Raw genomic sequence first — 12,472 nt, forward strand, 5'->3', positions numbered from 1 at the left:
ATTTTATTAATAATAGAATTCAGCTTAATTTTTTCTTCTTTTAAATTAAACAGCTTATTTTGAGCTTCAGCAAATTCATTCAATCTTTCAATTAAACTGGTCATTCTCGCAGTTTCTTCCTGCATTTCAGTGATACTTTCCTGATCAGCTTTAATTTTACCATCTTCAATTGCTTCTAAATAACCTTTAATCGTAGTAAGAGGAGTTCGTAACTCATGAGCTAAATCAGAAGTTGATTCCTTTCTAATTTTTTCCAGTTTATCAAGTTTCTTACTCATTAAATTAAAGGCTTTAATTAGTTCAACTAATTCGTCATCTCCTTTGCTTGTAATATTCTGCTGATAATTTCCACCGGCAACTTCCAGGGCAGCATTTTTTAATTTAATTAAAGGATCAGTAATTTTCTTTGATAAAATAAAAGAAAGAAAAATAATTAATAAAATTACAATTAGTGCACTAAAAATAATTGCTCTATAAATATTTCTTCTAAAATAGTTATATAGTTCTGAATCAAGCTGATTTTCTGCACTCATTTCTTTCCAGAAAAGTGTCAGCACTTTCTCTCCAGCAGCATAAACTTCTCTGCTCATAGTTTTACCAGGTAAGTCCTCAGGTGTCTGGCGCATACTATTTAGATGGGGATTACTGTTCATTCCCATTCTTCGCATCATCTGATTCATCTGATTATTCTGGACGGGAAAATAAATGATTTCTCCCTGATTGTTTTCAACCCAGATAGGAATTCTATTAGTTCTGCTGAAATTATCAATTAAATTTTCGACACTCGCAAAACCATCATCTGCCAGATTTTCACTTAAAACTTCTGCCAGCTCAGAAATAGTTTCTTCTCGCTGTAAGTTTATAAAATTATCAAATCTTTCTCCAATCGAAAAATTAATAAATATCCCAACCATTAATAATGAAAGAATAACAAGTATTAAAAAAACAAGAAAAAGTTTTTTGCCCAGTTTTGACATTAAAGATCACCTGTGAATTTATAACCAGCACCGTAAACAGTTACTATATACTGGTCTTTTTCCAGTACCATTTTTTTACGGATATTTTTTATGTGAGCATCGATAGTCCGATCAAAACCACTAAATTCTAGACCCATAACTTTATCAGCCAGCTGATCTCTGCTCAAAACCTGGCCGGCATTATTTATTAGGGTCATCAAAATTTTAAATTCAGTACTGGTTAACTCACAGTCTTTATCCTCTTTTTTAACCGTCATTTCATCAGGATATATTTTGAATTCTCCACTGTTAAGAGAAATTATACTTGCTTTTTCCATACTGCCGCTGCGTCTTAAAATTGCCCTCGTTCTTACAAGCAGTTCCCGAGGGCTAAATGGTTTAGTAAGATAATCATCTGCACCATAATTAAATCCACTAATTTTATCCTCTTCAGTACTCTTGGCAGTCAGCATAATTATTGGAATTTCAGAAATCTGTCTAATTTTCTGGCAGACCTCTTCACCACTAATTTTAGGCAGCATTAAGTCTAAAATAATTAAATCAAAATTTTCGCTTTTAAAAATATTCAGAGCTTCCTCTCCATCAACCGCTTCTGAAATATGATATTCATCCTGCAGATAACTTTTAATTATCTTTCTTATTTTCATTTCGTCTTCAACTACCAGAATTTTTTCCATAATGCCACCTCAAAATAATAATCGGCTATTCTTAGTCCAGTCTACTAATAAGTCCCTAGCTATTATCTATTATATAACTTAACACCTGGATAACACAAGTTAAAATAAGATTAAAAATAAAAAATCTGTCTGCCATTTTGGCAGACAGATAAAATTTCTATCTAGGTTCTACAATTAATTTAATTGCAGTTCTTTCCTCCCCATCGATTTCGATATCAGTGAAAGCAGGAATACAGATCAAATCAATTCCACTGGGAGCTACAAATCCTCTTGCAATTGCTACTGCCTTTACTCCTTGATTTAGAGCTCCTGCCCCAATTGCCTGAAGTTCTGCATTTCCATTTTCTCTGAGAACTCCAGCTAGAGCCCCGGCAACTTTGTTTGGACTAGAACTTGATGATACTTTTAATACTTCCATCTTTGTCTATTACCCCCTTGAATAAATAATATATTATTTCCCTCTATATAATATATTAGCCATATATGAAATAAATTCCTGCTTTTTTGTCAAAAAATTATAAATTATTTTTCTTAATTTCCATGATTTGTTTGACAGCGTTGGTTTCTGGATCTGTTATTAATAGACAGGCTTCAATTTTAACTTCACCTGTGCCCACTTCATATCTGACAGGTAATGAGTTTTTCATCTTTTCCACCATTTTATCAGGCTTCATACCCAGGATAGAATCAACAGCACCGGTTAAACCAGCGTCTGTTATATAAGCAGTGCCTTCAGGAAAAACCTGTGCATCATTTGTCTGCACATGAGTATGAGTTCCAATGACAGCTGTAACCATTCCATCTACAGCTCTCGCAAAGGCCATTTTTTCTCCAGTTGCTTCTGCGTGAAAATCAACTAAAATTAGATCTGAATCTTTTATTTTGGGGTACAGCTCCATAAATTTGTGGTAGGGAGAATCATTTCCCTGCATATAGACCTGACCAATTAAATTAACAACAGTCACTTTTTTAGAATTAATTTCTAAAGTCTGCCAGCCCCTGCCTGGATTATTCTCGGGAAAATTAAGGGGGCGAATCAAATTAGGATCCTGATCAATAAATTTAAAAATATCCTTATTATCCCAGGTGTGATTACCCATAGTAAAAAAATTAATACCATAATCGTAGAGTTCTTCCGCAACTTTTTTGGTTATTCCAAAACCACCGGCTGCATTTTCGCCATTTGCTATCACAAAATCAACTTTATATTCCTTAATTAAGTCGTTCAAAAAAACTCTAACAGCCCGTCTGCCAGCTCTACCAACTATATCTCCAACAAATAAAATATTCATAAAAGCTCTCCTATTTTGTATAATAAATTTATTAAAGGCTCCTCAGAGAGGAGCCCATTAATTTCAGAATTAATTATTTTTATTTAGCATAATCTACTACTCTGGTCTCACGAATAATAACAACTTTGATCTGTCCAGGGTAGTCGAGATTTTTTTCGATTTTCTTAGTAATATCTCTAACCATTTTAGTGCTTTCAACATCATTAATTTTATCAGGCTGAACAATGACTCTGATTTCTCTTCCTGCCTGAATGGCATAAGCTTTTTCTACACCATCAAAGGACTCACCAATTCCTTCTAAATCTTCAAGTCTCTTGATATAAGACTCTAATGTTTCTTTTCTAGCTCCTGGTCTTGCTGCTGAAATTGCATCAGCTGCTGCAACTAATACTGCCTCTACTGATTTGAATTCAACATCATTATGATGAGCTTCAATTGTATGAATTACCTTTTCGCTTTCACCATATTTTCTTGCAGTATCAACACCAATATTAACATGAGTTCCTTCCATATCGTGGTCAATTGCCTTACCAATATCATGAAGCAGGCCCCCACGTCTTGCAAGGGTTACATCTGCACCCAGTTCAGCAGCCATAATACTTGCTAAATAGGATACTTCCATAGAGTGCTGTAATACATTCTGTCCATAACTTGTTCTGAATTTGAGTCTACCTAAGAGCTTGACCAGTTCAGGATTTAAGCCGTGAACTCCTGTATCAAATGTTGCCTGTTCTCCAATTTCTTTAATGTGCTGATCTAACTCCTTCTCAGCCTTTTCAACCATTTCTTCAATTCTAGCTGGATGAATTCGACCGTCAACAATTAATTTTTCTAAAGCAATTCTTGCAATTTCGCGTCTGATTGGATCAAAACCAGATATAACAACCGCTTCCGGAGTATCATCGATAATTAAATCAATACCGGTGAGACTCTCTAAAGTTCTGATGTTTCTTCCTTCACGTCCGATAATTCGACCCTTCATATCATCATTTGGAAGATTAACAACAGAAACAGTTGACTCTGTTACATGATCAGCCGCTGATCTCTGGATTGCAAGTGAAATAATTTCTCTTGCTTTTTTCTCAGATTCTTCTTTAGCCTGAGCTTCCTTTTCTTTGATCATTTTTGCATACTCATGATCTAACTCAGATTCTACCTTATTTAAAAGATATTCTTTAGCTTCATTTTCTGAGAAACTAGAAATCATCTCTAATTTTTCTTTCTGTTCTTTTTTGATTTCTTCAATTTCCTCTTCAGCTTTGCTTAAGTTTTTATCTCGATCTTTAATGCTCTGCTCTTTTCGTTCGAGGTTTTCAGCTTTGCGATCAAGATTTTCTTCCTTATGCATCAGTCTATTTTCTAACTTCTGCAGCTCATCTCTTCTTTTTTGACTTTCTTTATTTGCTTCTTCGCGAATTTGATGAGCTTCTTCTTTAGCTTCAAGGATAGTTTCCTTTTTCTGTGCCTTGGCATCTCTTTCTGCATCTTGGATAATCTTCTCTGCTTCTTCTTCTGCAGACTGCATACGTGCTTTCGCAATATATTTTCTAATTAAATACCCAATTACAATTCCGAGAGGTAGGGCTATTATAAAATAAAATACACCTCCAGTAATAATATTCACCCCCTGTCTATATTCAGTTTTTTAATTTTTATATTTACATTTTCTAATAATATTTTAACTTTTTTCGCTCCTTATGTCAAGAAAAGACTATAATTTGCCACTATAAGGAAAAAGCCTGCCAGGGGCAGACTTTCAAGTTCTCTATCTATTTTATTTATCGGTAACCTGATATATTAAATCATAGCTAAAACCTTTATTGGCCAGATAATTTTTTAGTTTATAACTGGAACTATCCTCTTCAGTCCTTCTGCGCAGCCATTTTTCTTTGAGATATTCAGCCATTTCAAGCTCATCCTGACTGCTTAAATACTGATTTAAGGCAGAGTTAATAATTTTTTGATTAACTCCCTTATTTTTTAGTTCTTTATAAATTAATTTTCTACCACGAGGATGATGCTTTTTCCGTGATCTAATCCACATTTCTGCAAAACGCTCTTCATTTAAATAATCATTTTCCAGTAAAAAATCAACAACTGCTTTGATAACTTCCTCAGAAAAATCTTTTTTACGCAGGCGATCTTCAATTTCTTTGATAGTTCTTTCTCTGTAGCTTAGTAATTTAAAAGCTTTACTGCGGGCCTCAGAAAATTCTTCCTTATCTATTTGATCCATTGGAAATTATTCCTCTTCCTTTTCTTTTCCTTCTTCAGCATTATCTTCTTCACCGTCTATTAAACCTACTTTAACTCTTATTTTTTCGTCTATCTCTTCCATAACTTCCGGGTTATCACGCAGAAATTCTTTGGAGTTTTCTCTACCCTGACCCAGACGAACATCTCCATAAGAATACCAGGAACCGGCTCTATCGACAATTCCTGTTTCTTCTCCCAGGTCAATAATACATCCAGCCTGCGAGATTCCAGTTCCATACATAATATCAAACTGACAATTTCTAAAAGGAGCAGCTACTTTGTTTTTTACAATTTTAACTTTAGCTGTACTACCGATTAACTTATCTCCATCTTTAATTGTCTGCGATCTTCTCATTTCTATTCTAACAGAAGAATAGAACTTGAGTGCACGCCCACCAGGAGTTGTTTCAGGGTTACCAAACATAACTCCAATTTTTTCTCTAATTTGATTAATGAAAATAACTGAAGCTTTTGATTTACTGATTGCTCCAGATAATTTACGCATTGCCTGTGACATCAATCTAGCCTGCAGACCCATGTGGGAATCTCCCATATCTCCCTCTAATTCTGCTTTTGGTACTAAAGCAGCTACTGAGTCAATTACAACTAAATCAACAGCATTACTGCGGACAAGTGCTTCACCTATTTCTAGAGCTTCTTCTCCACTATCTGGCTGTGAAATCAAAAGGTTATCAATATTAACTCCTAAATTTTTCGCATATTTAGGGTCAAGAGCATGTTCAGCATCGATAAAAGCTGCAATACCATCCAATTTTTGAGCTTCAGCAATTATATGCAGAGCCAGGGTTGTCTTACCTGATGATTCATTACCATATAACTCAATAATTCTCCCTTTAGGGATACCCCCAATACCTAAAGCTAAATCAAGCGGTAGAGCTCCTGTAGGAATAGCTTCTACATTTAACTTTTGAGAATCTCCTAATCTCATGATCGAACCCTTACCAAACTGTTTTTCAATCCTATTAACTGCTTTATTAAGCGCTTTTTCTTTATCACTAGTTGCCAAGTTTATCTTCCTCCCCAAATTTATTTTAACTGCAATTTTTGTCTTTAATTATATTATAGAACAGATGTTTAATGATTGCAAGGGTTAATTTCTATTTTATGGAAAATAATTCAATATATTCTGGGCCTGATTTTTTCAACTGACTCTGATAAAGGGTAATGCTTTCTATTTGTGCATAGATATTAAACAGATTGGGCATAAGTAGTTCTTTTTTAATTTTAAAAGCTTCACCTTTATTTCGCCCCAGTGTTAAATGGGGAATATAATCCCTCTCATCTTTTTCAAAACCATATTTAATAAGCTCATTTTCCAATCTCTGCTGCAGCTTAATTAGTTCTTTTTCCCCTCTGTCAAGCCCAAGATAAATTACTCGGGCTGAATCAGTACTTGGAAATGCAGCAAACTTAGCAAATTGAATGTATTCGTTTTTTTCCTCAAAATCAATATTTTTTAAAGCCTTAATTAAATTTTCTTTTTCTTGAGTTGAACTTTCACCAATAAATTTAAGCGTCAGATGCCATTTATCTTTTTCAGTCCATTTGATATCATTTTTCATTTCAGTTTTTATATAATTTAATTTATTCTCGATTAAGTCTTTACTGCGAGAGTTAATGTCTGCTGCTATAAATAATCTCATATTAACACCCTTTAGTTTATATCAAGTTCACTTTCTATTCTATCCAGAAGCTCTCTGGCCTCCTGATAATTGTCATTAATGTGCAGAGCCCTTCTTAATTCAGCCCTTGCTGCTTCCAGCATTTCTGCTCCATAATAAGCTTTACCCAGATAATAGCGGCTTTCTGCGTAATCGGGATTATTTTCTACTGCCAGAGAAAATCTTGAAATAGCTCTGTAATATTCTTCTCGCTCTAGATGAATTTTCCCTTCTCCAAGAAATGCTTCAACATAATTAGGATTATATTTTAAAGCCTGGCTGTAATAATTTAAAGCCTGGTTTAAATTACCATTTTTCTCAGCTACTCTAGCCAGCAGATAATAGCCATAATATGAATTTTCGTTTAATTCAACAGCAGTTTTTAGTGCTGATTCAGCCTGAACATAATCTTCCAGTTCAAGATAGCTCTCTCCCAGTCCAATATAATATGGAGCAAAATCCTTTCGGTTTTTTACACCCTGATTAAATATTGAAACAGCTGAATTATAATCACCTAATTTCTGATATAAATTACCCAAATTTAGAAACAGAGAAGATTGAGAACCGTTTAGCTCTAATGCTTCTTCATAATATTCTACAGCCTGATTTAAATCATCCTGTTTTTCTTTGATTTTTGCTAGGTTTAAATAATCAGCTGCTGCTGGTTCAGAATCAATTATTTCCAGATATATATCTTCAGCTTTCTCCAGTCCCTGAGTTTCTAAATAGGCATAAGCAAGATCTCTTTTAAAATCATTACTTTTAATTCCCAATTCTTCCGCTTTTTCTAGATATTTCAAAGCTTCCTCAAAGTCAGCACTGTCAAATTGATTGTTTTTATTTAAATACAATTCTGCAATTCTCCAGTTTAAACTGCCGCTCTGAAAGCCGAGTTCATTCATCTCTTCCAGATAGTCAACAGCTTTAGAAGTCTGGTAGCGTTTGACAGCTGTCATAGTTGAATAATAAAGAACACTGAATTCCAGACCTTCATCCAAATCTTCTCCCTGAAGGAGATTAGTGAATTTTTCCTCTGCCAGAGCATAATTTTCAGAATTATAATAATTTAAGGCCTCATTAAATATTTCCGCTGTTGTCTTTTCCTCTTCATTTTCGACTGCTTCCTGTGCCAGGACAGAATTAGAGAAGGAAAAAATTAAAAAAATAATGATAGTTAAATAAAAAGTTTTTTTAAGCATTTTAATTTTCCTCACTTCCTTTAATTAATTTATAAATCTCAAAAAGTACCACCTGTGAAGCATAATAACGATTTAATTCTCTGCCGTAATTTTTTTGAAGTTCTATGATTTTAAGCTTCCCTTTAAAAGTAAGAGCTAAGAACATGGTTCCAGCTTTGTTTCCCTCATGGGGTTCAGGCCCTGCAGCTCCAGTTGTAGCAGCTGTAAGATCAGCAGCAAAAATTTTCGCTGCATTTTCCGCCATCGCCTGCACACACTCTCTACTGACAGCACCATATCTATCTAAAAGCTCAGCTTCAATATCAAGCAGCTTACTTTTTATCTTTTTATTATAAGCAACTACTGAACCTAAAAAATATGTTGAACTGCCTGCTTTTTCAGTCAGTCTCTCTGCAATTAAACCACCGGTAAAAGATTCAGCAGTGGCAATTTTAATATTCTTTTCAATTAATAACTCATGAACTTTATCAACTATGCTCTGCCGATCCTCACCATATAAATAATCACCAAACTCTGATCGTATAACCTCACTGGACTGATCTAAAACTTTATTTTCCTCCTCTTGATTCAGGCTGCAATTCTGATCAAGCTTAAGCCGCATTTTAACTTCAGCTTTTCCTGCCTGATAGCTAATCTTTAGATTAGAGTTAAGATCCAATTTGCTGAGTTCGGAGGCCAGAGTTGATTCGCCAATGCCAATAAAGTTAAATTCTCGAATTAACGATCGATTTTTATCTTTCTTTTTTAAATCATCTAATATCTTATTTTTAAATAGATACTTTAATTCTGATGGAACACCAGGCAGCAGATAAAATATCTTATTTTCTTTTTCAATTTTTAAAGCAGGAGCAGTCCCCTTTTCATTGGTAATAATTTCTGCTCCTTCGGGGATATAAGCCTGCGATAAATTATTAGAACTCATACCTGAACCATGATTACAGAAAATATCTTTTAAGTTGTCCTCGATTGCCTTTGAATAAATCAAATTTAAATTTAATACTTCTGCAAATGCTTCTTTAGTCAGATCATCTTCTGTAGGTCCTAAGCCCCCTGTTATAAAAATTAAATCTGCTGATTGGGCAGCATAGGCAATTGTTTTTTTAATGCTGTCTTTCTGATCTCCACAGATCAAAATATTTTCGGGTTCAAAACCAAATTCACTTAAATTTTCTGCTAAAAAACTTGAATTGCTGTCCTGAACAAGGCCGGTTATTAATTCTGAGCCAGTTGCTACGATTACAGTCTTCAATATAAACACCTCATTATAATTATATCATTTTAAAAAAAGAAAATCGACCCATTTAAGGTCGATTGGATTAAAATCAGATTAAATTTATCAAATTACTGAAATAATAATTTTTAAAATAATAAGAGAAGTCAAACCAGCCAGAATATCATCGAGCATTACTCCCCAGCCAGAAGGTAAATCCTGAACTTTATCGATCAGCCAGGGTTTAGTTATATCAAGGATTCGAAAGAGTATAAACCCCCCTACTAATACAGGAATACTTATCTTCAAAGTGTAAAAAGTTAATAACTGTCCGGCCATCTCATCAATAACAATTTTACTGTCATCTTTGATTCCTGTCTGTCTTTCTTCAAAATTTGCAACTGCTATTCCACCAATTGAAAGAGCTGATATTAGGTAAATATTATTTAAAAATGGAAAGAAAAATAGAAGCAGGACCATTAATAATGATCCCCAGGTCCCGGGTGCAGCTGGAAGATGACCACTGTAAAAACCACTTGCCAGCAAATGATTTATTTTTTTAAGCATAGTTACCTCCCTTATGAATAATCAACCTCTGCGGCAGCAAAGTAAGTGTAGCCAGAATAAATTGTAATTATTACTGTTAACCAAATTAAAGACTCAGTTAAAAGAAACGGCAAATTAATAATTTGTGGATTAATGATAAGCACAATAGCAGTAATCATCTGGATTGTAGTTTTGGTTTTACCCCAAATATTAGCTGGAATTACTGAGCCCTGATCTGCTGCAACCACTCTTAAGCCGGTTACTGCAAGTTCCCTTGCCACTATAATTACTAACGGCCAGGTAGAAAGCACTCCGGTCTGCACAAAAGCTGTAAAAACTCCAATAATTAATAATTTGTCTGCCAGTGGATCTAAAATTTTGCCAAGGGTAGTTATCAAATTATGTTTTCTGGCATAATAACCATCAAACTTATCAGTTAGAGCAGCCAGACTGAAAACGACCAGAGCTGCAATACTGGTGCTCAGGGTATTAATTAAAAGCAGATAAATAATTACTGGAACCAGCAGAATTCTTAAAACAGAAAGTTTATTTGGTAGATTCATCCTCAATCTCTCCTATTAAATCATAATGGAAGGCTTCTTTTATTACAGCCTGATAGATTTCTCCAATTTCAAGCTCCACCTCATTTTTAGAAATATAAATCTGATTATCTATTTCCGGTGAATCATAACGAGACCTGGCCAGATAATTTTCCTGATCCTGATCTTCAATAATCACTTCAATTTTACGCCCAATTAATTCCCTATTTTTGGCCAGAGAAATTTCCTGCTGCAGCTGCATGATTTCTTCTTTTCTTTCTGCTTTAATCTCTTCTGGAACTCGATTGTTTAAATTATAGGCTGCAGTCCCCTCTTCGCGAGAAAACTCAAAAACACCAAGTCTGTCGAATTTAAACTTTTCAACAAATTTTTTCAAATTTTGAAAATCCTGCTCTTCTTCGCCCGGGAAACCCGCAATCAGAGAGGTTCTGATTTTTGCATCAGGAATCTTATTTCTAATCTTATTTATTATATTAGCGATATCTTCTTCATTTCCTTTACGGTTCATTAACTTTCTTATTTTTTGTGAAGAGTGCTGGATCGGAAGATCAAAATAATTACAGATTTTATCTTCTTCAGCAAAAACTTCAATTATTTCGTCAGTAATAAACTCCGGATAACTGTATAAAACTCTAATCCATTTAATCCCTTTCACTTCAGCCAGGCGTTTTAAAAGTGGTGCCAGAGCAGAACGACCGTAAATATCTACTCCATACTGAGTTGTATCCTGAGCAATTATAATTAATTCTTTAATTCCAGACTCAGCTATTTTTTCTGCTTCTGCTGCAATATCAGCAATAGATCTGCTCTTTACTGCCCCTCTAATCTGAGGAATACTGCAGTAAGTACAGTTATTATTACAGCCTTCTGCAATTTTTAAATATGCATAAACATCGTTGTCTAACTCTCTTGGCAGTGAAGAACTGTAATCAAAACCAGCTTCCTCAATTCCACCTGTATCCTTACCTTCAAGACTCTCTCTGATAACCTCTGCTATCTTATCAAAATTTGAGGTTCCTAAGACAGCATCAATTTCGGGAATATCAGCTTCCAACTCTTCACTATAGCGCTGGGTCAGGCAGCCAGTTACAATAACCGATTTACAGTTGTACTGTTTTTTATATTCAAGAGCAGCTAAAATTGTTTCAATAGACTCTTCTTTTGCATCCTGAATAAAACCACAGGTATTGATAATTATAACTTCTGCCTCTTCAAAATCATCTGTATATAAAAAATCATCTTCTCCTCTTAAAAAGCCATTCATATGCTGACTGTCAATTTCATTTTTAGGACAGCCTAATGTCATTAAAGAATATCTTATCATTTTTACTCCTTTATAGTGTCAAAATTTAAATTTAAATATATATTATTCCAGATTTAATAGCTCTATAACTACAAAAAAGCCCTCAAAGGGCTTTGATTCTAAAATGGTCGGGCTATCCGGATTTGAACCGGAGACCTCTACACCCCCAGTGTAGCGCGCTACCAAGCTGCGCCATAGCCCGTTGTCAACAAGAAATATTATATATAAATTAAGTCTTTTTGTCAAATTAAATTTTGGATATTTATTTTATAAAATCCAGTTTTTTTAAATACTCCATAGTCTGATCAGGATAATCTGTTACCACAAAAACTTCCTGAAGGGAGGAACTGTTTTTTGCAATTAGTTTAATCCCACTTCTGGTATTATACTTAAGCTGAATATAAGCTGGGGTCCCACTACCCTTTCTTCTGTTAATTCTACCCGGAATAATACTCTTAACAAGCTTTGATAGAGCAATATCTTCGAGCAGGGGTAATATATCTTCAATTATAGTATGTTCCTGTTTGATTTTATTCTGCCTGTATTTATTTGCCAAATTAATCACATCCTTTATTAATTATAGCATTGAAAGACAAGCTCCGCAAATTATTAAAACCCGGGGCTAATCAACAAAAAAGAAAAATACCTGTAAAAAGAAAAAAAGAAGTCGTAATCGACTTCCTTATTGTTTAATGGAGCTGATGACCAGACTTGAACTGGTAACCTGCTCATTACAAGTGAGCTGCTCTACCAATTGAGCTACATCAGCA

At 34.4% G+C, this 12,472-nt stretch carries 14 protein-coding genes and 2 tRNA genes; all 16 read right to left on the reverse strand.

All coding sequences use genetic code 11. The annotated features are described in order from the left end of the window. A partial coding sequence (locus CI949_RS10790) for a histidine kinase dimerization/phospho-acceptor domain-containing protein (protein WP_290766273.1) occupies window positions 1-977 on the reverse strand: 977 nt, incomplete at its 3' end. Next, entirely contained in the window at window positions 977-1,654 is a 678-nt protein-coding gene (locus CI949_RS10795) for a response regulator transcription factor (protein ID WP_290766276.1), read from the reverse strand. The genes CI949_RS10795 and CI949_RS10790, both read right to left, overlap by 1 nt. 157 nt (window positions 1,655-1,811) lie before the next feature. After that, window positions 1,812-2,072 (reverse strand): stage V sporulation protein S, encoded by a 261-nt coding sequence (locus tag CI949_RS10800; protein WP_133530421.1) that lies wholly within the window; start codon window positions 2,070-2,072, stop codon window positions 1,812-1,814. 97 nt (window positions 2,073-2,169) lie between these two features. Next, the gene (locus CI949_RS10805) at window positions 2,170-2,946 is read right to left on the reverse strand and encodes a TIGR00282 family metallophosphoesterase (protein ID WP_290766282.1); all 777 of its coding nucleotides are present in this window, start codon (window positions 2,944-2,946) and stop codon (window positions 2,170-2,172) included. 79 nt (window positions 2,947-3,025) lie between these two features. Next, window positions 3,026-4,570, reverse strand: coding sequence for a ribonuclease Y (gene rny / locus CI949_RS10810; protein ID WP_290766285.1), 1,545 nt, complete (start codon window positions 4,568-4,570; stop codon window positions 3,026-3,028). A gap of 150 nt (window positions 4,571-4,720) precedes the next feature. Continuing rightward, window positions 4,721-5,182, reverse strand: coding sequence for a regulatory protein RecX (locus CI949_RS10815; RefSeq protein WP_290766288.1), 462 nt, complete (start codon window positions 5,180-5,182; stop codon window positions 4,721-4,723). A 6-nt stretch (window positions 5,183-5,188) separates the two neighbouring features. Next, window positions 5,189-6,229, reverse strand: a complete 1,041-nt coding sequence (gene recA, locus CI949_RS10820) for a recombinase RecA (protein WP_290766291.1) — start codon at window positions 6,227-6,229, stop codon at window positions 5,189-5,191. A gap of 91 nt (window positions 6,230-6,320) precedes the next feature. Further along, window positions 6,321-6,866, reverse strand: a complete 546-nt coding sequence (thpR, locus tag CI949_RS10825; RefSeq protein ID WP_290766294.1) for an RNA 2',3'-cyclic phosphodiesterase — start codon at window positions 6,864-6,866, stop codon at window positions 6,321-6,323. 11 nt (window positions 6,867-6,877) lie between these two features. After that, the gene (locus CI949_RS10830; RefSeq protein WP_290766297.1) at window positions 6,878-8,083 is read right to left on the reverse strand and encodes a lipopolysaccharide assembly protein LapB; all 1,206 of its coding nucleotides are present in this window, start codon (window positions 8,081-8,083) and stop codon (window positions 6,878-6,880) included. 1 nt (window position 8,084) lies between these two features. Then, entirely contained in the window at window positions 8,085-9,341 is a 1,257-nt protein-coding gene (locus CI949_RS10835) for a competence/damage-inducible protein A (protein ID WP_290766300.1), read from the reverse strand. A gap of 78 nt (window positions 9,342-9,419) precedes the next feature. Next, window positions 9,420-9,860, reverse strand: a complete 441-nt coding sequence (locus CI949_RS10840; RefSeq protein ID WP_290766303.1) for a phosphatidylglycerophosphatase A — start codon at window positions 9,858-9,860, stop codon at window positions 9,420-9,422. A gap of 11 nt (window positions 9,861-9,871) precedes the next feature. Beyond that, a complete protein-coding gene (gene pgsA / locus CI949_RS10845; RefSeq protein ID WP_290766306.1) occupies window positions 9,872-10,402 on the reverse strand; it encodes a CDP-diacylglycerol--glycerol-3-phosphate 3-phosphatidyltransferase in 531 nt (176 codons plus the stop codon). Next, window positions 10,386-11,723, reverse strand: coding sequence for a 30S ribosomal protein S12 methylthiotransferase RimO (gene rimO, locus CI949_RS10850; RefSeq protein ID WP_290766309.1), 1,338 nt, complete (start codon window positions 11,721-11,723; stop codon window positions 10,386-10,388). Before rimO ends, pgsA begins: the two co-directional genes overlap by 17 nt. A 104-nt stretch (window positions 11,724-11,827) precedes the next feature. Next, window positions 11,828-11,904: transfer RNA gene (locus CI949_RS10855), tRNA-Pro, on the reverse strand. A gap of 60 nt (window positions 11,905-11,964) precedes the next feature. Next, window positions 11,965-12,258: a DUF2103 domain-containing protein gene (locus CI949_RS10860; protein ID WP_108138397.1), complete on the reverse strand. Its 294-nt coding sequence runs from the start codon at window positions 12,256-12,258 to the stop codon at window positions 11,965-11,967. A 137-nt stretch (window positions 12,259-12,395) separates the two neighbouring features. Beyond that, window positions 12,396-12,471: transfer RNA gene (locus tag CI949_RS10865), tRNA-Thr, on the reverse strand. Between the last annotated feature and the right edge of the window lies 1 nt (window position 12,472).

The organism is Halanaerobium sp. (genome assembly GCF_003070835.1).